This window comes from Aeromonas sp. 62-46, assembly GCF_001898585.1.
Classification (GTDB): Bacteria; Pseudomonadota; Gammaproteobacteria; order Enterobacterales; family Aeromonadaceae; genus Aeromonas; species Aeromonas caviae.
This window is the reverse complement of the sequence record NZ_MKUI01000014.1, coordinates 109,187-135,041: the sequence shown is the minus strand read 5'-3', so window position 1 is coordinate 135,041 and position 25,855 is coordinate 109,187. Positions and strand designations below refer to the sequence as shown.

Genomic DNA, 25,855 nt, shown 5'->3' with positions numbered 1-25,855 from the left:
AATCAAAAATTGTTTTTGATGCTCGATGCTGTGAGTGCCCACACAGATTGCTTGATTCAAATTGTTAAAGAGCAGGGTCTGAAACTATAACCCTCACCAGCTTGCTTTGCAAGGTGGACCAGACGCGCACTGCGCCGTGCTGATGGAGGCGCATTATAGGGATATGATTCTCGCTGACAAGCGAAAACTACGTGTTTATTTGAAAAAGACGTTCAGGTGTTTAATCAACAACCAATCAGACTAAAAAGCCGTCAACGATTCATCTAAATGAGCCCGCACACCTTCTCTATCACTACCAATCGGTACCCGTTTTCGCCACATCAAGATCTACATGCCAGCCACGCCAGGCATACAAAAATGAAAAGGGCCCCTCGGGGCCCTTCATATCACGCTGCTATAGATCAGATGGAGAAACTTGAACCGCAACCGCAGGTCGTCGTGGCGTTGGGGTTGGTCACGGTGAAACGGGAACCTTCCAAGCCTTCGGTGTAATCCACGCTACCGCCGACCAGGTATTGCAGGCTCATGGGATCGATCACCATGGTGACGCCGCTCTTCTCGACCACGGTATCGCCATCATTGATTTTCTCGTCAAACGTGAAACCGTACTGGAAACCGGAGCAGCCCCCCCCAGTGATGTAGACCCGCAACTTGAGTTCGGGATTCTCTTCTTCGGTGATCAAGGTCTTTACCTTGTTGGCTGCCGCATCCGTCATCTGGATGGGCAAGGGAGCTTCTGCTACTGCACTCATTGCTGACCTCACAACCGTTACATCCACAAACATGGAAACCGCGAAATTATCCAATACCCGACCATTTAGTTCAAGTATTCACCACTCTCTTACTGTGCTGCCGGCAAGGGGGCTGGTTGAGCGACCAGAGGCTTGAGCACCTCGTTCCACTCAGCAACCAGCTCCTGGGCCGGTTGCCGTCCCTCCTTCGGGATGAGGATTCTCACCCTGTCCGGGATGAAGCCTGAGGGAAGCTGCCAATTGCCCTCCAAGAGCTGGAAGTATCGCAACGCGTAGCGTCCCTCCCCCACCTTCATGCCAAGATCCCGGCCACTGAGGATCCTGGGCTTGTCAGCCAGACTGCCTTCGAGCCGGATCTGCACCTGCCCCCGAAACAGCTCCCGCTTCTTGGCGGGTTGTGTGAGCGCCAGACGATAGTGGTAGCGACCCGGCACACTCGTCTCCTGCAATGTCAGATTGTCGATGGATACCCCCACCTGTTCGCCGGTGGGACGCATGATGCGCTCGAAGAAGGCCAGCTGGCGTTTCTGCTCCTGTACCTGAGCTTCCTGATCCTTGAGCGTCTGCTGAAGTTGCTCGAAGGCGGCCTTCTGGGTCGCCAGCAGGGTCTCCCTGACGCCGAGATCCGTCTTCAGTTGTGCAATGGCCTTGCTCTGACGCTCCAACGTCTCTTGCTGCACCGTCATCAGGCTGCTCTGAGCCAGCTCCTGTCTGTTCCCGACGACATAACCGATACATGCCCCCACGGCCAGCACCACCAATAACTTCACGATTTGGGACATAAGGCCTCTTCTATATGCCGACATCAACACGGCCGGTTTCTTTTCACTATACGCGACCATGCCGGATTGATACGGATAAACAAAGAGTTAACCGGTCGCGATGCTGCTTTCACCCCGGTTTTGACGCGCAGCAAGCCGTAAAGTTCGCTCCAGGATCTGGGAATAGATGGGACGCCCCCCCAACCATTGCGCCACCAGGGTTGCCCCTATGGTGGTGATCATCATGGGCAGGATCAGCTGATAGTTGTCTGTCATCTCGGTCACCAGCACGATGCCTGTAATGGGGGCACGCACGGTGGCGGCGAAGAGCGCCCCCATGCCGGCGATGGCAAAGGCACCCGGCTCGATACCCAGATCCGGAAAGGCCGCATGGAACAGGTGGCCGAAGACAACACCGAACAGGGTACCGAGTGCTAGGGTCGGCGCAAAGACACCACCAGGGGCCCCCGAGCAAAAGCAGATGAGGGTACCCACCAGTCGCACCGAGAAGATGATGAAGAGGGTCGCCACCGCATAGTCTCCCCCCACCAGATGAGGGATCAGCTCGATTCCCCCTCCGGTCACCGAGGGGGCAAACAGCGACAGCATGCCAAAGGTTCCAGCCACCCCCATGCCGATGATGACGAAGCGGTGGCGCTTGTTCTGATGCAATGCCAGGTAGCTATCTTGACAGGCGAGCACCAGCTTGTTGAAGACGAACCCCAGCACACCAAAGCAGCCCCCCATGAAGAGAAACAGCCAGAGAGCCTTCAAGGCCGGAGCGTCGTAGTGAGGTAGCATGATGACGGGGGATTGCCCTTTCATGTTCTGCAGCATCAGGGTCGCCATGACGGCCGAAATCCCGACCGCCTTGATGGCGAGGAAGGAGTAGCGAAATTGCGGTCGCATCTCTTCCATGACAAACAGTATCCCTGCCAGCGGGGCATTGAAGGCCGCAGCGAGACCACCCGCCGCACCGGCAGCCAGCAGGGCATGGCCATGCTCCTTGGGCAACCGGAAGATATCCGCCACCATCTTGCCGAGGTTACCCCCTATCTGCACCGAGGGCCCCTCCCGCCCCAGCACCATGCCGGAACTCAAGGTACAGACCCCGCCAAAAAACTTCACCGGCAACACCCGCCACCAGCGTACCGGGCGCAGGTCGTCCATGGCCCCTTCAATTTCCGGGATACCGGATCCCCCCGCCTCGGGGGCAAAGGCATGAGTGAGGAAATAGCCAACCAACCCCAGCAGGGCGCTGAAACCAAAGCCGAGCAGGCCAAGCTGCCACCAGGGGCGATCGGCCAGCAAGTCGACACGCTGCTGGGCCAGCCAGTGAACGCAAGACTCGAACAATCCGCACACCAGGCCTGCCAGCAGGCCGACCAGGGCCGCCAACAGGAGCACCAGCAGCGGCATCTTGTCCCGCCGTATCAGGCGCTGCAAGACTGGAGGACGACGCAGCGAGGCCGCGTCGGCGGAAGGAATGGCTTGTTGCTCCATGGATAATCACGCTCATCTAACGAGGACCAGACACACCTCGGCCTCGGCTGCCCAGCTCTGGGCCTTTCTGCTATAGTCGGCCCGTTTCATGTATCACGGGCGAGAGTCCGGGGCGAGAGCGCAAAGCATACTCCTCCCGCCATCCCCTGCCGAGCCGCAATCGGCAGCCTGCGCCCGGGTAACGACCAAAATCCCATTAAGGATGATCCATGTCAAAATCAGATCAGCTGTTTGAACAGGCCCGCCAGACCATTCCCGGTGGCGTCAACTCACCGGTCCGCGCCTTCAACGGGGTCGGCGGCACACCCCGCTTCATCGATCACGCCGATGGCGCCTACCTCTATGACGTGGACGGCCAGGCCTATGTGGATTACATCGGTTCCTGGGGCCCCATGCTGCTGGGTCACAACCACCCGGCCATCAAGGCCGCGGTCATCAAGGCGGTGGAGAAGGGACTGAGCTACGGTGCCCCGACCGAGATCGAAGTGCTGATGGCCGAGAAGGTGCGCCAGATCGTCCCCTCCATGGAGCAGGTGCGGATGGTCAACTCCGGCACCGAGGCGACCATGAGCGCCATCCGGCTGGCCCGCGGTTACACCGGCCGCGACAAGATCGTCAAGTTTGAAGGCTGTTACCACGGCCACGCCGACTCCCTGCTGGTCAAGGCCGGCTCCGGCGCCCTCACCCTGGGTCAGCCCAACAGCCCGGGCGTACCCGCCGATTTCGCCAAACACACGCTCACCTGTGTCTTTAACGATCTGGACTCGGTGCGCGAAGCCTTCACCCAGTACGGCAGCGAGATCGCCTGCATCATCGTCGAGCCGGTCGCTGGCAACATGAACTGCATCCCGCCGGTGCCCGGCTTCCTGGAAGGGCTTCGCGCCATTTGTGACGAGTTCGGCGCCCTGCTGATCCTGGACGAAGTGATGACCGGCTTCCGCGTCTCCCTGCGCGGTGCCCAGGGTCACTACAACATCGATCCGGATCTCACCACCCTCGGCAAGATCATCGGTGCCGGCATGCCGGTAGGCGCCTTCGGCGGCAAGAAGAAGGTGATGCAGCACATCGCCCCGACCGGCCCCGTCTATCAGGCTGGTACCCTCTCCGGCAACCCGGTGGCCATGGCCGCCGGCCTCACCATGCTGGACCTGCTGCTGGAGCCGGGCCTCTATGAACAGCTGAGCACCAAGACCGCCCGTGTCGCCGAGGGGCTGAAAGCCGCCGCCGCCAGGCACGGCATCCCGCTTGCCATCAACTACGTGGGCGGCATGTTCGGCTTCTTCTTCACCGACGAGCCCGAGATCACCCGCTACGAGCAGGTGACCCGCTGCGACATGGAACGCTTCAAGCGCTTCTACCATCTGATGCTGGAAGAGGGTGTCTATCTGGCTCCGAGCGCCTACGAGGCGGGCTTCCTGTCGCTTGCCCACGGCGACAAGGAGATTGAACACACTCTGGCGGCCGCCGAGCGCAGCTTCGCCAAGCTGGCTGGCTGACAAGCAGCAAGATGTGCAGAGGGCCCCGATGGGGCCCTTTTTTGTTTGCTCGTCCCGACAAGGCACCGTAGTGGTGCATCTTTAAGTCCCTCACCGGAACCTTGCCACCTGCTGGTGCGCCGCGCCGTACACGGGCTGTCATAAATCGGGCCCACAATTTGCAGGTCCCTGCTTCAGGAGCCCATTGGACCGAGGTGTATATGGCAGAGATGAGCCCCATCGATGTGCTGCGGCGCTATCAGGAGTACGAAACCGAGCTGGCCCCCCTGCTGCTGGGGCTGCTCACCCTCCCCGAGGCGTCTCTCAAGACCTATGCCTTCGTCGAGGAGGTAAAGAGCCTGGCCCCCCAGATCAGGCCAGCCATACTGGCGCCCGTTCCGGCGGCCCAGGGGCAGCTGCGCCTGCTGGTGCAGGGCCATGGCCGGGAGCTGGAGATCAACCTGCACCAGCTGATCGCCTGGCTGATGGGGGACAGGGAGCGGCGGCGCGCCATTCCCTGGTTCAGGGCCGTCTACGTCGTCCTGAGTCTGGCCCTGTTTCTCATCGTCGGCACCCTCATCTGGCACGGGCTGGAACAGCTCTATCTGCTCCTGTGCGGCACCCAGCAGAACCGGCTGGGGGCCTTCAGCGCCATCATCTTCCTCACGCTCGCCCTGGCGGTGTTCGATCTCGGCAAGACCATCCTCGAAGAGGAGGTGCTGCTGCATAAGGACATCTTCCGCCACAGCGCCATCCGGCGCACCATTACCCGCTTTATCGCCGCCATCCTGATCGCGGTCTCCATCGAGGGGTTGCTGCTGCTGTTCAAGGGATCCCTCGGCCAGAGCGAACTGCTCTGGCCTGCGGTGGGGGTGATGGGGTGCGCCGTGGGGTTGCTGCTGGCGCTGGGGCTCTATGTGTTTCTCGGTGCCAGGGCGGAAGCCGCACTGGTCGCCTCCAGCCAGCAGACTGCCCACCCGGAGGGGGCTGCCAGGGGCATCAGAAGACGCGCCAGGACCGGGCGAGCGGGATGACATACCAACGCGGGGTGCCCGTGCAGGCGGGCCTCGCCGACGCCAGCTAGCTCGTCGCCTCTGCCAGCGCGGGCGCTGGCTGTCGCCGCGCCGCCCGCCAGGAGGCGTACATGGTCCAGGAGGTATAGATGACGATGAAGGCCACCAGCCATTTGAGCATCTCCATCTCCATGGATTTGACCAGCATGGCCGCCAGCACCACGCCGATGGGGCCGAAGATGGCCACCGCCAGCACGGCCCGCGCATCGAAAGCCCCCTTGCGAATGAAGGTCCCCGCCGAGAAGACGCTGAGCACGGCGGTGGATCCCATCATGATGGGGAAGGCCACCAGCGGGTTCATGCCGAGCAGATAGACCAGGGTCATGCAGGGAGCGAACAGGCCGATACCGACGTTCATCAGGGCTCCGAACAGGAAGTTGCCGGCAAGGGCGATCCCCAGCTTGTAACCGCTCAGCCCCATGGCCTCGCCACCGAGGGGGAAGAGCCCAAGCAGACCGGCAAAGATGAGGCCGGCGACCACCAGCAGGGAGACCGCCATTACCAGCCGGATGGTCTGGCGATCAAAGGAAGCCACGTAACGGGCGCCCCAGGCCGCACCGGCCGCCGCCGCCGCCATCATGCTGATGAGGGTGACGGGATCCACGTTGACCACGCCGATGAAGATGAGAGCCTGGGTCACGGTCGGCAGCACGCACTGGCCGTTGAGGGTACCGGGCAGCAGCCGATCATCGATCAGCCTGAACTGCTTGTAGCAGGCGGTCTTCACCGCAAAGCTCCCCACCCCCAGAGTATCGAGAAAATTGGCCACAAAACCGATGGCCGCCACCGGCCAGAAAGGGGTGGCTTCGAGCTGGCCATGACGCCGTTTGTGCCACCAGGCACGGACCAGCATAAAGAGAAAGACCAGGGCACAACCGATAAACAAGAGACGCAGAAAAGTGACAAGCATGGGGAGACCTCCAACAACGGGCGGCGATTCTAAGGCAGCGGAGGGAAAAAATCCTGGCCAGGATCATGAGACGACGGGTGCAAACGTTTGGCCCCGACTATTTTGGCTGGCAGAACCCGAATGGGGCTATCCATACTGATTGGGAGGGCGACAGCCCGGGCTCATCGGGCGTAGTCCTGGTCATTTCGCGACGACCACAGCACCGGTGAGGCGTAAACGAAAGAAGGCGGGGTGACCCGCCTTCTTTTTTCATTCTCCGTCAGGCAATCCAGCGTGGCAGCCGGGGAGCCAGGCGGTCGATCAGGCGATCCGACACGGGAGTGAGCAACAGCAGCGGCAGGCAGATCAGGGAGAGGCAAAGAGCGCCCACATAGACGTCCGTCATCCAGTGCGCACCAGCCAGGATGCGGGGCGCCGAAAACAGGGGCACCATCACCACCGCAACTACCCCGGCCCAGCGCGGCAGATAGCGCAGGGCAAAACCGGCGAAGATCATCAGGAAGAGGGCGTGATCACCGGGGAAGCTGTCACCGGCGGAGTCCTTGGTGGGAATCGCACTGATCTCGGTCAGGCGCAGTGCCCCGTCCACCATCAAGGTGGGGCTGGGACGGCTGACCGGCAACAGATGCCCGAGCTGATTGATCACCAGAGCCCCCAGCAGCATCACGACCCCCATGGCCACCAGACGACGGCGCTCCTGCCCGTCGGCACGGAAGAAGCAACTGGCAAGGATCCCGCCCATGCAGGCCAGCGCGGCCAGATCGAACAGGCGGTTGTTGGTGATGGCCACCAGATCGGCCCAACGGGGGGAGTGGCCAATCCAGCCATTGACCAGCTGGAAGAGGGCGAGATCCCACCCATCCCAGGGGCCGTGCTCAGGCAGGGCGCCCCAACTGAAGGCGATGAGGCCCCCGGCCAGATAGAAAGGAATGAACTTGCTCATGCCGACGTGTCCTTCGAAAAACGCTCATTCTAGGCCAGCCGCAAGATGACTTGCATCACAAAAGTGTAAAAATTCGTGTAACAAAGGTATTCCATCGGCTCTTCTTTTGGCGCCGCCGACCGGGTGGGCAAGCGCGTCCCCTCCTTGGCTCTCCCACCGGTTGCGGCTAGTATGGGCGCTCCCTTCGTTCAGGATGATGATGATGCGCAGCTACCTTCGCATGATGTTGTTTGCCCTCGGTTTGCTGGCAGGTGTACAGATCCCCGGGCTGGTCGATCTCTACTTCCAGCGGCTGGATGCCCGGCTGCAGCAAGCCGGTCTGGCGCTGGCCCCCTTCCAGCGCACGGCGGACCAGCACTTCAATGGCGATCTGCAGGCGCTGGTCGCCCATTACGGTGCCAGCCAGGATCCCGTCTTCACCCAGGATGCCACCAGCCTCCAGCAACTGGTGAACCAGCAGCAGCACCTTCAGGGGGAGATCGCCGTGCGGGAGAGTCCCTGGTACCAGCAGCTCTCCCACCTGTTGCTGCGCGCCGATCCCGCACTCTGGCAGGATACCCTGCACAACTACGGCTATGTGGTCCCCCTCAAACAGGCCGCCATTTTCTGCGGCGTGGCGGCGGGTCTGCTGGCCTCCCTGGCGGGGGATCTGCTGCTCGGCCTCCTGCTGCTGCCATTTCGCTCCCGCCAGCGCGTCCCCCGTCACGGCCTGCGCTGATCCCCTCTGACTGCCAACCGGGGTGCCCGCCCCGGTTGGCGGCTACTCGAAGGGTTCGAGATAGGCTTCTATGGCCTTCTTCAGCCAGGCCAGCACCTTGCCGTGATGGGCGTTCTCCGACAGATAGACTCCGTAATCGCGCCACTGCAGACTGAACTTGTGCTTCAGGGTCAGCAGCTCCCCCTGGCGCAGCTGGCTCTGGATGAGGGGTGAAGGCAGCACCGCCCAGCCCAGACCATCCAGCACCGCATCCCGCATCAGCTCGAAACTCGACAACCCGATATGCTGCCCTCCGATGGGCAGCAGGCTCTTGACCGAAAACGAGTCCACATAGGAGAGGGTGACCTGGGTGTGATCGGTCAGATCCTGCTGCAACACCCGCTTCAGCCCAGCCAGCGGGTGGCTTGGCGCGACCACCATCAGGGTGCGGATCGGGTTGAGCACGTCGATGCAAAGACCGCTGCGCTCCTGTTCCTCGGTGATGAGGCCGAAGGCGGCATCCACGAACCCCTCTTCCACCAGGGCCGGCAGCTCCGGCGGTGAGGCCAGCACCAGGGAGATGCTGGTGCCCGGAAACTGGCGACGCAAGGCCCCCAGCATCTCGCGCCATACCACCTCGGGAATGGCGTCGTCCCGGGCTACCCGCAGCGCCACCTCGGCACCGGAGGCATGGTGCTCGCACTTGAGCTTCAGGCTGTTGGCGGCCTGCAACAGCCGCCGACAGTCGTCCAGCACTTGCTCGCCGATTTCGGTCAGCCGGCTCTGATTCGCCCCTCGTTCGAAAAGTTCGACGCCAAGCTCCACTTCCAGGGTTGCAATCGCCGAGCTCACGGCGCTGCGACTCTTGCCAAGTCGTCTGGCGGCATTGGCTATCGAACCACTGTCTGCTGTTTCTACAAAGAGTTGTATCTGATTTAGCTTCATGGCTTCAAACTGGCGGCAGATTATTCCATCACCACCTTATCCCCTGGCCCGCCCCCAAGGCAAACAAGCAGCGACAGCTTTCTCGACGCTCAGCGATAACCTTGCCCGTTTCGGGTTCCGTTATCCTCTCTTCGTCGCAGCAACAGAAGGAAACTGCATGTCATCCCGTCCCCTGCTTTTGGCCCGCCTCTTCCTGACGGGGGCCATCCTGACCGAGGTCGCCGGCACCTCCTCCATGGTCCTGATCCCAAAGAGCGAGAGCGGCTGGATCCACTATCTGCCGATGTGGATCCTCATCACCCTCTCCTACCTGCTGCTCGCCAAGGCCGCCAGGACAATCTCCATTGGTATCGCGTTTGCGCTGTGGGAAGGGTTGGGGATCGCCCTCATCACCGCCGTCTCCGTCCTGTTCCTCGGCTACGAGCTGAGCATCCAGGAGTGGATCGGACTGGCGCTGGCCATAGTGGGGATTGTCATGGTGACCCTGGGCGAGACCCATGATGCACCAGCCCCCACCCGCCAGAGGAGGGAAGCCCCATGCACCCGTTGATCATCGTACTGGGCGCCGCCCTGCTGGATATCGGCGCCAACATGGCAATCAACCGCTCCATCGGTTTTCGCGACAAGGGGTGGGGCGTCCTCGGCATTCTGCTGGTGCTCTGTGCCTTCACTCTGCTCAGCGAGGCGGTCAGTACCGGCAAGATCGATCTGGCCGTGGCCTATGCCACCTGGGGCGCCATCGGCATTCTGGGCACCGCCCTCGGGGGCCTGCTGCTGTTCGGCGAGCGCCTCAGACCCGTCGGCTGGCTCGGCATGGTGGTGATGGCGGTGGCGGTCGCCCTGCTGACCACAGCATGATCCCCTCTCCAACCCCATGAAAAAAGCCGCCCTGTTCCCAGGGCGGCCTTTTCATGGTCAAACCGATCACCCAGATTGCAACAGGCAGCCTAACGCGCTACCTCGTACAGCTCCAGCGGCAGGCCGTCGGGGTCGGCGAAGAAGGTAAAGCGCTTGCCGGTCAGCTCGTCCACCCGCACCGGCTCCACTTCCACCCCGTGCTGCTCCAGGTGGGCGATGACCCGGTCGAGATCCGCCACCCGAAACGCCAGGTGGCGCAACCCGCACGCCTCCGGCCGGGAGGGGCGCGGTGGCGGCGCCGGGAAGCTGAACAGCTCCAGCTGGCTGCCGTCCGGCAGCGCCAGATCCAGCTTCCACGACTGACGCTCGGCCCGCAGGGTCTCGGCAATGATGGGCAACCCCAGCACCTGGTGATAGAAGTGGCGCGAGCGCGGATAGTCGCTGGCGATGATGGCCACGTGATGGATGGCCTCAAACAGGGGATGGGTCATGGCAATCCTTGCAAAACGGGCAGCCTGTGCTGCCCGTCTTCGTCAGTTGAAGAAACCGTTGAACCAGTTGTCCAGGGCATTCGCCGGGTCCGAGACCGGGCTGGCACAGCTCATGGGCTCGGCCAGACCGGCCAGCTTGGCCGGCACCTGGAGACTGCCGGGACAATCACTGGCCACCCGGGCACCGCTCGAGCGGGAGAAGTTGGCCCAGCTCACCCCTTCGGGCATCTTCAGCCCCAGGCTGTTGACCCCGCGCTGGCTCATGTAGCCGCTGAACAGCTGCAAGGCGCCACTGGCACCGGTCAAGCCGGCCGGGGTGTTGTCGTCACGGCCGACCCAGACGCTCACCAACTCGTTGTTGTCCATCCCGGCAAACCAGGAGTCACGCAGCTCGTTGGTGGTACCGGTCTTGGCGGCCATGGTGGCCCCGGGGAACTTGGCACCGAGCGCCCGGGCCGTCCCCTGGCTCACCGTCTTGGTCATGGCGAACAGGGTCAGCCAGCTTGCCTGGGGATCCGTCACTCGCTTGGCCGCTTCGTCATGCTGGTAGAGCTGGCGCCCCTCGCCATTCACCACGGCCCGGATGGCCGACAGGGGCTGGGTCAACCCCTGGTTGGCGATGGGCAGGTACATCTGGTTCACCTCCATGGGCGAGAGCGCCACCGCCCCCAGCACCAGGGACGGATAGGGCTGGATCTCCTGCTGCACCCCCAGCTTGTGCAGGGTGTCCACCACCTTGTCCAGGCCTATCTGCATCCCGAGGTTGACGGTCGGCACGTTGAGGGAGCTGGCGAGCGCCTCCATCAGGGGCACGCTCTGGCGGAACTTGCGGTCGTAGTTCTGCGGCGTCCAGATCTGGCCATCCTGGCCGCGAATCCGGATCGGCTGATCTTTCAGCGGCGTGCCCAGGGTCAGGCCGTTGGAGAGGCCGGTCAGGTAGACCGCCGGTTTGACCAGGGAGCCAATCTGACGGCGGGCATCCAGCGCCCGGTTGAAGCCGGCGTAGCGGGGATCCCGTCCCCCCACCATGGCGACCACCTCGCCCTTGTGCCAGTCGGAGACCACCATGGCCGCCTCCAGCTTCTTCTTGCCACGCTGCTTCTCGATGGTGGCCAGACCCGACTCCACCGCCTGCTCGGCGGCGTGCTGGGCGATGGGATCCAGACTGGTGAAGATCTTGAGGCCGGACTGCTTGAGCAGATCCGGGCCGAAGCGGTTCTGGATCTCCCGCTTGAGCAGCCCCATGAAGGCCGGAGTACGGCCATAGCTCATCTGGCCGCGGGCGATGATGCCAAGGGGCTGCTTGCTGGCCAGGTCATACTCGGCCTGGGTCAGGCTGCCGTGATCCGCCAGCAGTTTCAGCACCAGATCCCGGCGCGCCTTGGCCCGGTCGGGGAAGCGCCAGGGATCGTAATAGGAGGGGCCCTTCACCATGCCCACCAGCAGGGCCACCTGATCGATGTCCAGCTCGTTGACCGGAATACCGAAGTAGAAGTAGGAGGCGAGCCCGAAGCCGTAGACCCCCTGGGAGAAGTTCTGCCCCAGATAGACCTCGTTGAGGTAGGCCTCCAGGATCTCGTCCTTGCTGTAGCGGTAGTCGATGAGCACCGCCATGTAGGCTTCCTGCAGTTTGCGCCACAGGCTGCGCTCACGGGTCAGGAAGAAGTTCTTGGCGAGCTGCTGGGTGAGCGTACTGCCCCCCTGCACGGTGCGCCCCGCCAGCAGGTTGGCTGCCATGGCGCGCATGATGGCCACCGGCGAGACACCGCCATGCTGGTAGAAGTCCCTGTCTTCCGTGGTGAGCAGCGTCACCAGCAGGCTGTCCGGCACCTCGGAAAGGCGCACCAGCAGGCGGTCTTCCCGATCCTCGGTGTTGAGGCGATCGAGCAGCACCGGGTCCATCTGGGCATAGCCGAGCTGACGCTGGTTCTCCAGGGACTGGATCCCCTCGAGGCGCGCCCCGTTGAAGGTGAGACGCAGGCCACGGGCGCCGTCGGCACCGTCGTGGAACTCGAACGGCCGGCGCACCAGCTCGATGCGGTTGCCGCTCACCGCGTACTCACCCGGGGTATGAGGCTGACGCACCTGCTTGTAGCTCAGCATGTTGAGCTCGCGCAGCATCTGGGTCTGGGAGAGCCGCTGGCTGGGATAGAGCTCCAGCGGGCGGCTGTAGACCATCACAGGCAACTGCCACTTCTCGCCGTCGAAGCGCTCGCGCACCTTGGTGTCGAGATAGATGCCAAACACCACCATGAAGGCCGCCACCACCAGAGAGAGCTTGAAGCCCAGCCAGAACAGGGTGCGCCAGATGGTGCGTTTGGGCGCCGCCTTCTTGGGCGTGCGCTTGCGTCGTTGGGTTGCCATAAATCCTCTTGTCGTTCTCCTCGCCATCCCGCTGATGCGAGCGGCCTGCGATGCCTGTGGTGGAGGGGGACTGTGCCACCGCCATCTTGTTCTGGTCGTGCCGACCGATCACTGCCCCGTCGGCTACTCCTGCAATCCCATCTTTTTCTTGGTCACCCGGGTCGGCATCGCCTCCAGCGGGTTGTCCGGCCAGTAGTGACGGGGGTAGCGCCCCTTCATCTCTTTTTTCACCTGCTCATAGGATCCCGCCCAGAAGGCGGCGAGATCCGCGGTGATCTGCAAGGGGCGCTGGGCCGGGGAGAGCAGCTCCACCACCAGGGGCACCCGGCCATCGGCCACGCATGGGGTGGCACCCAGCCCGAACATCTCCTGGATGCGCACCGGGATCGCCGGCGCCTGACCCGGCTGGTAGCGGATCCGCACCCGGCTGCCGGTCGGTGCGGTGAAGTGGCTCGGCAGCGCCTCGTCCAGCCGCCTTGGCAGGGGCCAGGGCAGAGACTGGCGCAGGATGTCGCTCATGTCGAGCCGCTTCAACTGCTCCAGCCGGGTCATGCCGCTCACCGCTGGCAGCAGCCACTGCTCGAGGTCGGCCAGCAGGCTCTCCTCATCCATGGCGGGCCAGGCTTCGTCGGGCAGCCAGTCGCGGGCGCAGCGCAAGCGGGCCAGCAGCCCCTCGCTGCTCTCGTCCCAGGGCAGCACGTGCAGCCCCTTGCGCCGAATGCCTTGCAGCAGGCAGCGCCCCTTCTGTTCATCGGAGAGATCCGTCAACGGCCGCTGGCCGAGCACCAGCTCGCCGAGCACCTGCTGGCGCTCCGCCCGCACCCGTTCCTCCCGATCGTCCCAGTCAAACCACTGGCGCTCGCCGACCAGCTCGGGCAGCTGGCGCACCAGTTCATCCAGCGCCACCGGCTCGGCGATGAAAATGCGGCTGCCGCGCTCGTTCTGACCCATTTCGACGGCCACGATGGCCCCCTGCCCCTGGCAGGGATGCCCTTCTACCAGATCACAGCTCACCCCGCCACTGAGCTGATAGCGGCTGCCACTGCGCAGCTTGCCGATGCGATCGGGCCAGGCGAGGGCGCACAGCAATCCCAGCCATTGACCCTGCGGGCTGCTTGCCCGCACGCCGAGCCGCTCGAACCAGCGGGCCGCCCCCTGGCGCAGGGCGCCCTGACGGCGGTGAAACAGCACGGACAGGCGCTCCGATCCTCGCAGATCTTCTTCCAGCAACGCCACCAGGAAAGCCGCATCGGCGACAATCCCTGTCAGACCCTCGGATTCCAGCTCCCGGGCCCGCAGCAACATGCGGGCGAGGCGGGGATGGGTGCCAAAGGCGGCCATGGCACGGCCTGCCGGGGTAAGTTGTTGCTCACCCTCCGGGGCCATGGCGCCCAGGGCCACCAGCAACCGCCGGGCGCTGGCCACGGCGGCAGGGGGCGGCATGTCCAGCAGGGGCAGCGCCTCCACCCGGGCCCCCCACTGGGCGGCGTCCATCAGCAGGCCGGTGAGCTCTTGCGTCAGGATGTCGGGGGGACTCTGCTCGGCGAGGCGCTCCTGCACCTCGCTGCTCCAGAGCCGGTAACAGACGCCGGGGCCAAGCCGCCCTGCCCGCCCCGCCCGCTGGGTGGCGGAGGCTTTGGCGATGGGCCGGGTCTCCAGCCGGGTGACGCCGCTCTTGATGTCGAAGGAGGCGCGCCGCTCCAATCCGCTGTCGATGACCACGGAGATCCCCTCGATGGTGAGGGATGTCTCCGCCACGTTGGTGGTGAGCACCAGCTTGCGACGACCCGCAGGCGCAGGCTCGATGGCCGCTTGCTGGGCCGCGAGGTCAAGACGGCCATAAAGGGGAGCCAGGGTCACATCCCCCGGCAACCGCCCTTCCAGCCACTGTGCCAGCCGCTCTATCTCCCCCTGTCCCGGCAGAAACACCAGGGCACTGCCAGCCTGACTGGCGAGCGCCTCCAGCACCACGGCGCCGACCTGGGGCTCCAACCACTGCTGGCGATTGGCGGGGCGATAGTGGTACTCGATGGGAAAGCCGCGCCCCTCGGAGCGCACCACGGGAGCACCTGGCAGCAGGCGATCCAGGGCCATGCCATCCAGGGTGGCTGACATCACCAGCAGCTTGAGATCATCGCGCAACCCCTGCTGGCTTTCGATGGCGAAGGCCAGCGCGGTATCGGCGTGCAGGCTGCGCTCGTGGAACTCGTCAAAGATGACGAGCGACACACCGGTGAGCTCAGGATCCTGCTGCAGCATCCGGGTCAGCACCCCCTCGGTCACGATCTCGAGCCGGGTCTGGCTGCTGGTGCGGCTCTCCCCGCGCACTCGCAGGCCGATGCGCTCGCCCACCTTCTCCCCCAGCTGACGCGCGAGGAAGCTCGCGATGTTGCGCGCCGCGAGGCGCCTGGGCTCCAGCATGATGATGCGCCCGGGCAGCCGGTGCTGGCGCACCAGCTCCAGGGGCAGCAGGGTCGATTTGCCCGCGCCGGGGGGCGCCTGCAGGATCACGCTGGTATGGTTGTCGAGGGCTGCAAAGAGTTCGGGCAACACCGGGACGATGGGGAGGGAAGACAAAGCGATGGGCACCTTCTGTGACACTTCTGAAAAGGGGTCCATTCTGCCACAGCCTCCCGGCCATCGTAAGCGCCCCTGCCGGGCAGGGGCAGGAAGCGTCAGGTGCAACACGGCAAGACATCCCGGGAGCGGCTGCCATAGAATGGCCCTTATCCGATGCCCATCACGAGGACCAACACGCCGCATGCCCAAACTCTTCTTTGCCCTGCCCCTGCCAGAGCTTGCCCCCGAGCTTGCGACCTGGCGAGACCAGCGCCCCTGGCCCGGCCAACCGGTTCCCGAGAGCAACCTGCACCTGACCCTGGCCTTTCTCGGGGAGGCCGACGAAACGACCCAGGCTCGCCTGATCGCGGCCGCCGAGCGACAGCACTGCCCCCCTTTCAGCGTCCATCTGGATCAGACCGGCTGGTTTCAGCGCGCCAAAGCCGCCTGGGTGGGGCCCGGTGAGTGGCCGAACGAGCTGACCGTGCTCGCGAGGGCACTGCGCCGCCACGGTGAAAAACTCGGGCTGGGCAACGGCGAGCAGGGCTATCGCCCCCACGTCACCCTGTCGCGCAAGGCGGGTGAGGCCCCCGACGAGCTGCCTGCGCCGGATTTTCTGCTCAGGGCCGATCGCTTCTGCCTCTATCAATCCGTCAGCACGCCGGACGGCGTCCACTACGAACCGCTCGCCTGCTGGCCCCTGCGGGCCCGCGTCAAAAACCCGCACCGCGAGGAGCTCACCCCATGATCTTCGATCCCCCCCTGCAGTCCGGACAGCTGATCTCCCGCTACAAGCGCTTCCTGACGGATGTCGCGCTCGACAACGGCGAGGTGATCACCATCCACTGCGCCAATACCGGTGCCATGACCGGCTGCGCCCTGCCGGGCACCCGGGTCTGGTACTCCACATCCGACAACCCCAAGCGCAAGCTGCCAAACAGTTGGGAAATCGCCGAGAGCCCGGCGGGTCACTTCATCTGCGTCAACACGGCCCGTGCCAACCAGATCGCCCGGGAGCTCATCGAACAGGGCGCCCTCGCCCCCCTGGCAGGCTATGCCAGGCTGCGCACCGAAGTGAAATACGGGGAAGAGAACAGCCGCATCGACCTGCTGCTGGAAGATGACCACAGACCGGATTGTTACATCGAGGTGAAATCCGTCACCCTGCTCGACGAGCGGGAGCAACCCGGCATGGGGTACTTCCCCGATGCGGTCACCACCCGCGGCGCCAAGCACTTGCGTGAATTGATGGCCATGAAGGCGGCAGGGCACCGGGCCGTGCTGCTGTTCATGGTATTGCACTCCGGCATCGCGAGAATGCGCCCTGCAGCCCATATCGATCCGCACTATAGTCAGCTTGTTGAACAGGCGATGGCGGCAGGGGTTGAAATTTTATGCTATCGCCCCCATGTTGGGGTGCAGGGCATGGTGGCTCAGGATTTTATCCCATTTGAATCTGACCATATGCTACCCGAGGGCAGAGAATAAATGCAGAAGTGGGTAACATTATTGATAAGGCTTGTTTGCCTCCCGTTGACCCTTCTGCTATAGATGTCGCCCTCAATTTATGGATGGCACGGGTAGCGTGCTGAATTAGGAGACAGGGCATGCCAACAGGCGAAAACAGGAAATCTCTGGGCCCCCTGGCCATTGCGGGTGTAGAGCCTTACCAGATGAAAGCCGGTGAGGAGTACATGAATGACCAACAGAAGGTACATTTTCGCAAGATCCTGGGAGCCTGGCGCAACCAACTGATGCAGGAAGTTGACCGCACCGTCGACCACATGAAGGATGAGGCTGCCAACTTCCCGGATCCCGTGGATCGCGCCGCGCAAGAAGAAGAGTTTGCTCTCGAACTGCGCACCCGCGACCGTGAACGCAAGCTGATCAAGAAGATCGAGAAAACCTTGCTGCTGCTCGAAGAAGATGACTTCGGTTACTGCGAGCATTGCGGCATCGAGATCGGCATCCGCCGTCTGGAAGCCCGTCCGACCGCAGACCTCTGCGTAGACTGCAAGACGCTGGCCGAGATCAAGGAAAAACAGATGGCTGGCTGATGCCGCCCATCCACAGAAACGAAAAGGGAGCCCAGGCTCCCTTTTTTATTGAGCTTTTGGTCGGGCCGTCCCAGAATGCAGCCTCAATGCATCGCCTACCCGAATTGCCATGGTCATGACATCCCCCTCCTCCCGACGCCCCTATGTGGGCCGCTTCGCCCCCTCACCGTCCGGTCCGCTCCACTTCGGATCCCTGGTCGCCGCCCTTGGCAGCTTCTTGCAGGCCAGGGCGCAGCAGGGACGCTGGCTGGTGCGCATCGAAGACATCGACCCCCCGCGGGAGATGCCGGGAGCAGCTGACCTTATCCTCACCACCCTGGAGGCACACGGTCTTGGCTGGGATGGGGAGGTGATGTTCCAGAGCGCGCGCCATGGCCGCTATGACGAGATCATCGATCAGCTCTATCGGGCCGGGGATCTCTACTGGTGCCGCTGTACCCGGCGCGAAATCATGGCCGCAGGGGGGTTCTACAACGGCCATTGCCGCGCCCTGGGGCTGACCGCCGAGGGGTGTGCCGCCCGTTTGCGCCAGCACCACCCGGTCTATCGGTTCGAGGATGCGCTTCAGGGAGAGATCACCGTCCCCGCGGCGCTGGCGGAGGAGGACTTCATCGTGCGCCGCCGGGACGGGCTCTACGCCTACAACCTGGCGGTGGTGGTGGATGACATGGACAGCGGCATCACCGAGATCGTCCGCGGCGCCGATCTGCTGGAGCCCACGGTGCGCCAGATTGCCCTCTACCAGACCCTGGGGGCAGAGGTGCCCGCCTGGGTGCATCTGCCGCTGGCGGTGCAAGCGGATGGCAACAAGCTCTCCAAGCAGAACCATGCGCCTGCGCTGTCGCAGGACGAGGCACGACCGGCCCTGTGGCAGGCGTTGCACTTTCTCGGTCAGTGCCCGCCGCCCGAGCTGATGGCGAGCCGGATCGACGAGATCATCGGCTGGGGCATCGCCCACTGGCAACTGGTCCGGGTGCCCCGCCAGCAGAAGATCCCGCAAGGGCAAAGCTAGCCCCGGCTGCATTTCTTGCCCCAAAAGGACCAATCAAGGGGAAGCAGGCCACACCGTTTCTCATTTGGTTGGGGCTGAGCTATGATAGGCCGCTATTTTTTTGGCCTCCCGTCAATTTGAAGTCATAACGAGGTGTACCATTTTTTCCCAGATCGCAAACTTTTGCCGCAAAGTGCTCGGCAAGGAAGACGGCGAGCAGTCGGTGGAGTCCCCCATTCCGGCCCGTGTCGCCGGACAGCGCCGTACCTTGAGCCGTGACCAGCACCCGATTTCGCGCAAAGAGATCAGCGAGAATGCCCTCAAGGTGCTCTATCGCCTGAACAAGGGGGGCTATGAGGCCTACCTGGTCGGCGGCGGCGTCCGTGACCTGCTGCTCGGGAAGACCCCCAAGGATTTCGACATCGCCACCGACGCGACGCCGGAGCAGATCAAGGCGCTGTTCAGCAACTGCCGCCTCATCGGCCGCCGTTTCCGCCTGGCCCACATCGTCTTTGGTCGTGACGTGATCGAAGTGGCCACCTTCCGGGGTCACCACCATCAGGTCAATACCAGCAAGCATGTGTCGGCCCAGTCCGATGAAGGCATGCTGCTGCGGGACAACGTCTACGGCACCATCGAAGAGGATGCCGAGCGTCGCGACTTTACCGTCAACGCCCTCTACTACAGCGCCAAGGATTTCACCCTGCACGATTTCGAGGGCGGGCTGGAAGATCTGGCCGCGCGCAGGCTGGAGCTCATCGGTGACCCCGAGACCCGCTACCGGGAAGATCCGGTGCGGATGCTGCGTGCCGTGCGCTTCGCCGCCAAGCTCGACATGACCATCAGCCCGCGCACCGCCGCGCCCATCCGGGAGCTGGCCCCGCTGCTGCAGGACATCCCGGCCGCCCGCCTGTTCGAGGAGACCCTCAAGTTGTTCCTGGCGGGGGACGGTCTGGCCACCTACAAGCTGCTGCGGGAATACGGGCTGTTCCAGCCGCTGTTCCCCCAGGTAGCCGCCCTGTTCACGCCCCACGGCAACTCGCCCTACGAGCAGTTCATCGAGCAGGCGCTGATGGACACCGATACCCGGGTCCGTGAAGAGAAGCGCGTCACCCCCGCCTTCCTCTACGCCACCCTGCTGTGGGGCGCCGTCGAGGCCCGCGGCCGCGTGCTGGAAAACGAGAGCGGTCTGCCCTGGTACGATGCCTTCATGCTGGCCATCAACGAGGTGCTGGACAACCAGGTGCGGATCATCGCCGTGCCGCGCCGCTTCACCACGGACGTGCGCGACATCTGGGCCCTGCAGCAGCGCCTGACCCGCCGCCAGGGCAAGCACCCCGAGCGCGCCATGGAGCACCCGAAATTCCGTGCGGCCTTCGACTTCCTGTTGCTGCGCAACCGGGTCGAGCGCGGCCTCGGCGAGCTGGCGAGCTGGTGGGAGCGCTATGTGGCCTCCAACCCGGATGTGCGCCCGCAACTGCAACGGGAGGCGACCCGCCGCCCGGCGAGCGGCGAGCGCGCCGACTCCCGCAGCGGTGATGGCGAGAAGCGCAGCGGCAATGGCCGCAACCGCCGTCGCCCCCGTCGCCGCAAGCCGAAGTCGGCAGAGTAAGGATCCGCCGATGATCGAGGTCTTCGTCGCCATCGGCTCCAACCTGGCCGACCCCCTCGGCCAGGCTCGTCGCGCCATCGCCGCGCTGGCGACCCTGCCTGAGTCCGAGCTGCTGCAGACCTCCCACCTTTACGGCAGCCGCCCCATGGGCCCTGCGGATCAGCCGGACTACGTCAATGCCGTGGCGCACCTTGCCACTCGCCTCAGCCCTCTGGCGCTGCTGGACGAGCTGCAGCGCATCGAGCAGGCACAGGGGCGAGTGCGCAAAGATGAGCGCTGGGGCCCCCGGACCCTGGATCTCGATCTGCTGCTGTACGGTGACGAGGTCATCCGACATGAGCGCCTGACGGTGCCTCACTATGGCATGAAGGAGCGGGAGTTCGTCCTGCTGCCCCTTGCCGAGATAGCCCCCTCCCTGGTGCTGCCCTGCGGCACCCCGCTCACCGAACTGGTTGCCCGCTGCCCGCGCAATGGACTCGCGATCCTGGCCGGTGCAGCAGGCGAGTAGAGAAGAGTAGGAACAACGTAATGAGCAAGATCACCATTACCCACCTGCAGAAGATGAAGCAGGACGGACAGAAAATCACCGCCATCACCGCCTATGACGCCACCTTCGCCAAGCTGTTCGACGACGAGGGCGCCCAGGTGCTGCTCATCGGCGACTCCCTCGGCATGGTATTGCAGGGCGGAGACGACACCCTGGCGGTCAGCATGGACGAGATGGTCTATCACACCCGCTGCGTGGTGCGCGGTACCACCAATGCCCTGGTGGTGACCGACATGCCGTTCATGAGCTACGCCACCCCGGAGCAGACCTACCAGAACGCGGCGCGCCTGATGGCGGCTGGTGCCCGCATGGTGAAGATGGAAGGGGGGGACTGGCTGTGCGACTCCATCCGCCACCTGACCCGCAACGGGGTGCCGGTGTGCGGCCATCTCGGCCTGACCCCGCAATCCGTCCACGTGTTTGGCGGCTTCAAGGTGCAGGGGCGCGACGAATTCCACGCCCAGGAGATCTACCGCCAGGCACTGGAGCTGCAAGCGGCCGGCATCCAGTTGCTGGTGCTCGAGTGCGTGCCCGTCTCTCTGGCAGAGCGCATCACCAAGGCGCTGCGCATTCCGGTGATCGGCATCGGTGCCGGCCCTGCCACCGACGGCCAGATCCTGGTGATGCACGATGCCTTCGGCATCACCTCGGGTTATGTGCCCAAGTTCACCAAGAACTTCCTGGCCGAGACCGGTGACATGCGTGCCGCCATTCGTCTCTACGTGCAGCAGGTGAGCGAGGGGACCTTCCCCGGCCCCGAGCACTGCTTCAACTGACTTTCTGTCGTCATGAGCGCGGGGGCCTGTGCCCCCGTCTCGCCCTCCCCCCTGACGACCCCCTCTTTTATTGATTCATCTGAAGGTGAACTGACGATGTTGGTTGTGAACAATCCCGCCGCGCTGCGCGAGCAGATCGGTCAATGGCATCGCGAAGGCCGCGCCATCGCATTCGTGCCCACCATGGGCAATCTGCATCAGGGTCATCTCACCCTGGTCGAGGAGGCCCGCCGCCATGGCGACAAGGTGGTGGTCAGCATCTTTGTGAACCCCTTGCAGTTCGACAAGGCCGAGGATCTCGCCAACTACCCCCGCACCCTGGAGCAGGATTGCGCCGCCCTGGAGGCCGCCGGTGTGGACCTGGTCTTCACCCCGACGCCGGAGATCATGTATCCCCAGGGGCTCGCCAGCCAGACCTTTGTCGAGGTGCCCGGCATCTCCAGCCTGCTGGAAGGGGCACTGCGTCCGGGACATTTTCGCGGGGTCAGCACCGTGGTCACCAAGCTGTTCAATCTGGTACAGCCGAACGTGGCCTGCTTTGGCGAGAAGGATTACCAGCAGCTCGCGCTCATTCGCAAGATGGTGGCCGACATGGCCATGCCCATCGAGATCGTGGGCGTGCCGACCGTGCGGGCCGAAGACGGGCTGGCCCTCTCTTCGCGCAACGGCTATCTGACCGCTGCCGAACGGGCCATCGCCCCCGAGCTCGCGCGCACCATGAACTGGATTGCCGGGCAGATTGAAGCGGGGAACAGTCACCTCCCCTCCCTGGTTGCCCAGGCCAGCCAGCGCCTCGACAACGCGGGATTCAGGACGGATGCCATCGACATCGTCGATGCCGACACCCTGGAATCCGCCAGCGCCGAGAGCCAGCGCCTGGTGATCCTGATGGCCGCCTATCTGGGCAAGGCCCGCCTCATCGACAACCGGGTCGTCGCCCTGCGGGGTTGAGACACGGCAAGGAGACCACGATGTCCAAGAAGGTTTACTGCATCGCCCAGTTCCAACCCAAGCCGGGCCAGGAGCAGGCCCTGTTCCGCGTCCTGCAAGGGCTCGAACCCGACACCCTGCGTGAAGATGGCTGCCTGCAGTACATCGTCACCCGCCATATCCAGAGCCCCTTTGCCGAGGGGGAGAGCTTCCCCATCGTCTTCAACGAGATCTGGCGCGACATGGCGAGCTTCGAGGCCCACTGCCAGCGCGCCGGTATCAAGGCCTTCTTCGAGCGCTACTGCCTCGCGGATGATGGCCTCGCGGCCAAGTGGAACGTCTGCGTCTACAGCGACGAGCCCGCGGACTACGATGCCCCGGCCCTCTGAGGCCGAAACGTGCAAATAAAAAGGCGCCCGAGGGCGCCTTTTTGCTGGCGGGTGTGCGCCTCAGTGGCGCAGACCGGTGCCGCGGGAGATGAGCCACCAGGCCATCCCGTAGAGTACCAGGATGAAGCCGATGATGATGAGATAGGCGGTGCCGAGGGGCACGTCTGAGATCCCGAGGAAGCCGTAGCGGAACGCGTTCACCATGTAGATGATGGGGTTCACCTGGGAAACCCCCTGCCAGAACGGCGGCAGCAGGGTGATGGAGTAGAAGACACCCCCCAGATAGGTCAGGGGAGTCAGGATGAAGGTCGGGATGATGCTGATGTCATCGAACGACTTCGCGAACACCGCGTTGATGAGCCCCCCCAGGGAGAAGAGGATGGAGGTGAGCAGCACGGTCACGCAGACGCTGAACAGGTGATGGATCTGCAGCGGCACGAAGAACAGCGACACCAGGGTGACGATGAGGCCGACACAGAGGCCGCGCGCCACGCCACCGCCCACATACCCCGCGATGATGATGTAGTTGGGCACCGGCGCCACCAGCAGCTCCTCCACGTTGCGCTGGAACTTGGCGCTGTAGAAGGAGGAGGCGACGTTGGAGTAGGAGTTGGTGATGACCGACATCATGATGAGGCCGGGCACGATGAACTCCATGTAGCTGAAGCCACCCATGTCACCGATGCGCGAGCCGATGAGGTTGCCGAAGATGACGAAGTAGAGGCTCATGGTGATGGCGGGCGGCACCAGGGTCTGGATCCAGATCCGGGTGAAGCGGCTCACTTCCTTGGCCAGAATGCTCTTGAAGGCGATGTAATAGGTCATGGGGTTCATGCTTTGCGACCCTCCTCTACCAGATTGACGAACAGCTCTTCCAGCCGGTTCGCCTTGTTGCGCATGCTGAGCACCTTCACCCCCTGGGCGGAGAGCTGCTCGAACAGGCTGTTGAGGGACTGGCTCTTCTCCAGCTCCACTTCCAGGGTGTTCTCATCCTGCATCCGGCCGTTGAACTCGGGCAGGGCCGGTACGCTGGAGCCCGGTACCAGATCCAGCAGGAAGGTCTCGCGACCCAGCTTGCCGAGCAGGCTCTTCATGCTGGTGTTCTCGATGAGGCGGCCCTTGTCGATGATGCCGATGTTGCGGCACAGCATCTCGGCCTCTTCCAGGTAGTGGGTGGTCAGGATGATGGTTACCCCCTGCTCGTTGAGATCCTTGAGGAAACTCCACATGGAACGGCGGATCTCGATGTCCACCCCGGCGGTCGGCTCATCCAGGATCAGCAGCTTGGGCTCATGCATCAGGGCGCGGGCGATCATCAACCGGCGCTTCATGCCACCGGAGAGAGTGCGGGCCGCCATGTCGCGCTTGTCCCACAGATCGAGCTGACGCAGGTACTTCTCGGCGCGCACCTTGGCCTCGGCCCGCGGCACTCCATAGAAACCGGCCTGGTGAGTCACTATCTGGCTCACCTTCTCGAACTGGCTGAAGTTGAACTCCTGGGGCACCAGGCCGAGCTGGGACTTGGCCAGCTCCAGATCGGTATCGATGTCATGACCGAATACCTTCACCTTGCCGGCACTCTTGTTGACCAGTGAGCTGATCACGCCGATGGTGGTGGATTTGCCCGCCCCGTTGGGACCGAGCAGGGCGAAGAAATCCCCCTGTTTGACGGTGAGATCGATGCCCTTGAGGGCTTCGACGCCCCCCTGATAGGTCTTCTTCAGACCGCTGATTTCCAATGCGTTCATTGCAACCCCTGTGATGGATGAGCCCATCTCGAGACAGAAAAGGCGGCTGTGACGCCGCCTGAAGACAGTCGATGGCGGGCCGGCCAGCCTGCCTTGCTACTTCGGACCCGGCTTACTCTTGCGGTACCACCTTGCCAATGAAAGGCAGGTTACGGTACTTCTGGGCGTAGTCAATGCCACAGCCCACCACGAACTCGTCCGGGATGGAGAAGCCAAGCCAGTCCACCGGCACCTGAACCTCGCGGCGGGACGGTTTGTCCAGCAGGGTGCAGATGGCCAGGGATTTCGGCTCGCGCAGGGAGAGGATCTCGCGCACCTTGTTGAGGGTGTAACCGGTGTCGATGATGTCCTCCACGATCACCACGTCCTTGCCTTTGATGTCGTCATCCAGATCCTTGAGGATGCGCACGTCACGGGTGCTGTGCATACCGGAGCCGTAGCTGGAGGCAGTCATAAAGTCCAGGGTGATGGGCAACTGGCACTGACGGCAGAGATCCGCCAGGAAGACGCAGGAGCCGCGCAGCAGGCCGATCATGACCACTTCCTCGGAGCCCTGGTAACGGGCGGTAATCTCTTCACCCAGCGTGGCGATCCGGGCTGCAACCTCGGCCTCGGGGATCATCACCTCGACAATGTGTTTCATCACATACTCCAATAATGACCAAAGGGTTATTGGCCGTTCATTAACGTCAAAACCGAGGATTCTACCACTCCAACCAGTGGGCGTCAGGCATACGTGATGCTTTTATCGGCTTATTTTAATTGATAGAGTTAGCAAGCCTTCGGGCATTATCGGTGACAATACTATAAACACCATAATCAATAACTATTAGATGAAAAAACTATGGAACCACGCGCAGAAATAAGACGTCGAACCCGGCTTTCGCCGGAGGCTCGCCGTGATCAATTGATGGAGTGTGCCGTCGAGGTATTTTCCCGTCGCGGCATCGGCCGTGCGGGGCATGCCGAGATAGCCGAACAGGCAAAGGTCTCGGTTGCGACCGTTTTTAACTATTTCAATACTCGTGAAGATCTGGTCGACGAAGTGCTGACAGAAATCGAAGCCTTCGTACAGCAGATCCTCGAACAGGCCTACAACGGTCAGGGCTCCGCCAGGGAGAGCATTCACCGCCACGTGAAGCTGTTCGTTGACGCCGCCTATGACAAGCCCGATCACGCCAGCATCTGGCTGGAGTGGAGCTCCTCGGTGCGGGAAGAAGTGTGGCCTCGCTACACCCGGCTGCTGGACAAGGCGCTGGAGCGCATTGCCCCCCACCTGCAACGGGCCATCGACAACGGCGAGATTCAGAGCGTGCTGTCGGCGCAGGATCTGGCCCGCTCCCTGACCGGTTTTGGCTATGTGATGATGCAGATGATCAATCAGCCGCAGCGTCCGAGCCGGGAAGAGGTGACTGATTTCCTGTTCAAGTACGTGACGGCCCCCATCCAGGCCAGCTGACTCGTGCAGATGTTG

At 63.3% G+C, this 25,855-nt stretch carries 27 protein-coding genes; 15 read left to right on the top strand and 12 right to left on the bottom strand.

All coding sequences use genetic code 11. The features are described 5' to 3' along the window. Positions 1 to 401: 401 nt before the first annotated feature. The 3 genes from erpA to clcA all read right to left on the bottom strand — a co-directional run bounded on the left by erpA (position 402) and on the right by clcA (position 3,016). Complete coding sequence (gene erpA / locus BGO64_RS04635) at positions 402 to 752, bottom strand: iron-sulfur cluster insertion protein ErpA (RefSeq protein ID WP_010675554.1); 351 nt, start codon at positions 750 to 752, stop codon at positions 402 to 404. An 89-nt stretch (positions 753 to 841) separates the two neighbouring features. Continuing rightward, positions 842 to 1,534 (bottom strand): DUF6776 family protein, encoded by a 693-nt coding sequence (locus tag BGO64_RS04630; RefSeq protein WP_039040863.1) that lies wholly within the window; start codon positions 1,532 to 1,534, stop codon positions 842 to 844. Between the two features lie 87 nt (positions 1,535 to 1,621). Beyond that, positions 1,622 to 3,016, bottom strand: a complete 1,395-nt coding sequence (gene clcA / locus BGO64_RS04625; RefSeq protein ID WP_052815227.1) for a H(+)/Cl(-) exchange transporter ClcA — start codon at positions 3,014 to 3,016, stop codon at positions 1,622 to 1,624. A gap of 209 nt (positions 3,017 to 3,225) precedes the next feature. Between clcA and hemL the strand changes: the two genes are divergently transcribed. After that, positions 3,226 to 4,512 carry a glutamate-1-semialdehyde 2,1-aminomutase gene (hemL, locus tag BGO64_RS04620; RefSeq protein WP_052815228.1) on the top strand — a complete coding sequence of 429 codons (1,287 nt, stop codon included), beginning with the start codon at positions 3,226 to 3,228 and terminating at the stop codon, positions 4,510 to 4,512. Positions 4,513 to 4,712: 200 nt separating this feature from the next. Further along, positions 4,713 to 5,525, top strand: a complete 813-nt coding sequence (locus BGO64_RS04615; RefSeq protein WP_039040860.1) for a hypothetical protein — start codon at positions 4,713 to 4,715, stop codon at positions 5,523 to 5,525. Between the two features lie 46 nt (positions 5,526 to 5,571). Here BGO64_RS04615 and BGO64_RS04610 read toward each other — a convergent pair whose 3' ends face one another. Continuing rightward, positions 5,572 to 6,474, bottom strand: coding sequence for a sulfite exporter TauE/SafE family protein (locus BGO64_RS04610; protein WP_052815229.1), 903 nt, complete (start codon positions 6,472 to 6,474; stop codon positions 5,572 to 5,574). A 259-nt stretch (positions 6,475 to 6,733) separates the two neighbouring features. Then, positions 6,734 to 7,417, bottom strand: coding sequence for a phosphatase PAP2 family protein (locus BGO64_RS04605; RefSeq protein WP_010675560.1), 684 nt, complete (start codon positions 7,415 to 7,417; stop codon positions 6,734 to 6,736). Positions 7,418 to 7,619: 202 nt separating this feature from the next. Here BGO64_RS04605 and BGO64_RS04600 point away from each other — a divergent pair, with 202 nt between their 5' ends. Continuing rightward, entirely contained in the window at positions 7,620 to 8,135 is a 516-nt protein-coding gene (locus BGO64_RS04600; RefSeq protein ID WP_010675561.1) for a DUF2937 family protein, read from the top strand. 42 nt (positions 8,136 to 8,177) lie between these two features. Here BGO64_RS04600 and BGO64_RS04595 read toward each other — a convergent pair whose 3' ends face one another. Beyond that, the gene (locus BGO64_RS04595) at positions 8,178 to 9,059 is read right to left on the bottom strand and encodes a LysR family transcriptional regulator (protein WP_286700253.1); all 882 of its coding nucleotides are present in this window, start codon (positions 9,057 to 9,059) and stop codon (positions 8,178 to 8,180) included. Between the two features lie 157 nt (positions 9,060 to 9,216). Here BGO64_RS04595 and BGO64_RS04590 point away from each other — a divergent pair, with 157 nt between their 5' ends. Both BGO64_RS04590 and BGO64_RS04585 read left to right on the top strand, forming a co-directional pair. Next, on the top strand, positions 9,217 to 9,609 hold the full coding sequence (locus tag BGO64_RS04590) for a DMT family transporter (protein ID WP_052815232.1): 393 nt from the start codon (positions 9,217 to 9,219) through the stop codon (positions 9,607 to 9,609). Continuing rightward, complete coding sequence (locus BGO64_RS04585; protein ID WP_052815233.1) at positions 9,597 to 9,917, top strand: SMR family transporter; 321 nt, start codon at positions 9,597 to 9,599, stop codon at positions 9,915 to 9,917. The genes BGO64_RS04590 and BGO64_RS04585 overlap by 13 nt, the downstream gene beginning before the upstream one ends. An 89-nt stretch (positions 9,918 to 10,006) precedes the next feature. Here the strand turns inward: BGO64_RS04585 and gloA2 are convergent, their stop codons facing one another. From gloA2 to hrpB, 3 genes are all read right to left on the bottom strand, one after another. Next, on the bottom strand, positions 10,007 to 10,408 hold the full coding sequence (gene gloA2 / locus BGO64_RS04580; protein WP_052815234.1) for an SMU1112c/YaeR family gloxylase I-like metalloprotein: 402 nt from the start codon (positions 10,406 to 10,408) through the stop codon (positions 10,007 to 10,009). 42 nt (positions 10,409 to 10,450) lie between these two features. Next, complete coding sequence (gene mrcB / locus BGO64_RS04575) at positions 10,451 to 12,772, bottom strand: penicillin-binding protein 1B (RefSeq protein ID WP_010675566.1); 2,322 nt, start codon at positions 12,770 to 12,772, stop codon at positions 10,451 to 10,453. 123 nt (positions 12,773 to 12,895) lie between these two features. Further along, positions 12,896 to 15,349, bottom strand: coding sequence for an ATP-dependent helicase HrpB (gene hrpB, locus BGO64_RS04570; RefSeq protein ID WP_286700255.1), 2,454 nt, complete (start codon positions 15,347 to 15,349; stop codon positions 12,896 to 12,898). Positions 15,350 to 15,533: 184 nt separating this feature from the next. Here hrpB and thpR point away from each other — a divergent pair, with 184 nt between their 5' ends. The 9 genes from thpR to BGO64_RS04525 all read left to right on the top strand — a co-directional run bounded on the left by thpR (position 15,534) and on the right by BGO64_RS04525 (position 22,633). Next, a complete protein-coding gene (thpR, locus tag BGO64_RS04565) occupies positions 15,534 to 16,079 on the top strand; it encodes an RNA 2',3'-cyclic phosphodiesterase (protein ID WP_041211100.1) in 546 nt (181 codons plus the stop codon). After that, positions 16,076 to 16,819, top strand: a complete 744-nt coding sequence (gene sfsA / locus BGO64_RS04560; protein ID WP_010675569.1) for a DNA/RNA nuclease SfsA — start codon at positions 16,076 to 16,078, stop codon at positions 16,817 to 16,819. Before thpR ends, sfsA begins: the two co-directional genes overlap by 4 nt. 119 nt (positions 16,820 to 16,938) lie before the next feature. Further along, entirely contained in the window at positions 16,939 to 17,388 is a 450-nt protein-coding gene (gene dksA, locus BGO64_RS04555) for an RNA polymerase-binding protein DksA (RefSeq protein ID WP_029314801.1), read from the top strand. Positions 17,389 to 17,497: 109 nt separating this feature from the next. After that, on the top strand, positions 17,498 to 18,400 hold the full coding sequence (gene gluQRS / locus BGO64_RS04550) for a tRNA glutamyl-Q(34) synthetase GluQRS (protein ID WP_052815236.1): 903 nt from the start codon (positions 17,498 to 17,500) through the stop codon (positions 18,398 to 18,400). Between the two features lie 100 nt (positions 18,401 to 18,500). Continuing rightward, the gene (gene pcnB / locus BGO64_RS04545) at positions 18,501 to 19,991 is read left to right on the top strand and encodes a polynucleotide adenylyltransferase PcnB (protein WP_029314802.1); all 1,491 of its coding nucleotides are present in this window, start codon (positions 18,501 to 18,503) and stop codon (positions 19,989 to 19,991) included. 10 nt (positions 19,992 to 20,001) lie between these two features. Beyond that, positions 20,002 to 20,499, top strand: a complete 498-nt coding sequence (gene folK / locus BGO64_RS04540) for a 2-amino-4-hydroxy-6-hydroxymethyldihydropteridine diphosphokinase (RefSeq protein WP_042864978.1) — start codon at positions 20,002 to 20,004, stop codon at positions 20,497 to 20,499. Between the two features lie 20 nt (positions 20,500 to 20,519). Then, complete coding sequence (gene panB / locus BGO64_RS04535) at positions 20,520 to 21,314, top strand: 3-methyl-2-oxobutanoate hydroxymethyltransferase (RefSeq protein WP_042864977.1); 795 nt, start codon at positions 20,520 to 20,522, stop codon at positions 21,312 to 21,314. Positions 21,315 to 21,410: 96 nt separating this feature from the next. Further along, positions 21,411 to 22,265 carry a pantoate--beta-alanine ligase gene (gene panC / locus BGO64_RS04530; protein WP_039040846.1) on the top strand — a complete coding sequence of 285 codons (855 nt, stop codon included), beginning with the start codon at positions 21,411 to 21,413 and terminating at the stop codon, positions 22,263 to 22,265. A gap of 20 nt (positions 22,266 to 22,285) precedes the next feature. Further along, positions 22,286 to 22,633: a putative quinol monooxygenase gene (locus tag BGO64_RS04525; RefSeq protein WP_010675576.1), complete on the top strand. Its 348-nt coding sequence runs from the start codon at positions 22,286 to 22,288 to the stop codon at positions 22,631 to 22,633. 60 nt (positions 22,634 to 22,693) lie between these two features. Here the strand turns inward: BGO64_RS04525 and BGO64_RS04520 are convergent, their stop codons facing one another. From BGO64_RS04520 to hpt, 3 genes are all read right to left on the bottom strand, one after another. After that, positions 22,694 to 23,467: an ABC transporter permease gene (locus BGO64_RS04520; RefSeq protein ID WP_010675577.1), complete on the bottom strand. Its 774-nt coding sequence runs from the start codon at positions 23,465 to 23,467 to the stop codon at positions 22,694 to 22,696. After that, positions 23,464 to 24,381: an ABC transporter ATP-binding protein gene (locus BGO64_RS04515; RefSeq protein WP_045521939.1), complete on the bottom strand. Its 918-nt coding sequence runs from the start codon at positions 24,379 to 24,381 to the stop codon at positions 23,464 to 23,466. The genes BGO64_RS04520 and BGO64_RS04515 overlap by 4 nt, the downstream gene beginning before the upstream one ends. 112 nt (positions 24,382 to 24,493) lie before the next feature. Then, a complete protein-coding gene (gene hpt, locus BGO64_RS04510; protein ID WP_010675579.1) occupies positions 24,494 to 25,024 on the bottom strand; it encodes a hypoxanthine phosphoribosyltransferase in 531 nt (176 codons plus the stop codon). A 201-nt stretch (positions 25,025 to 25,225) separates the two neighbouring features. Here hpt and BGO64_RS04505 point away from each other — a divergent pair, with 201 nt between their 5' ends. Further along, positions 25,226 to 25,840 carry a TetR/AcrR family transcriptional regulator gene (locus BGO64_RS04505; protein WP_029314803.1) on the top strand — a complete coding sequence of 205 codons (615 nt, stop codon included), beginning with the start codon at positions 25,226 to 25,228 and terminating at the stop codon, positions 25,838 to 25,840. The last annotated feature ends 15 nt before the right edge of the window (positions 25,841 to 25,855 follow it).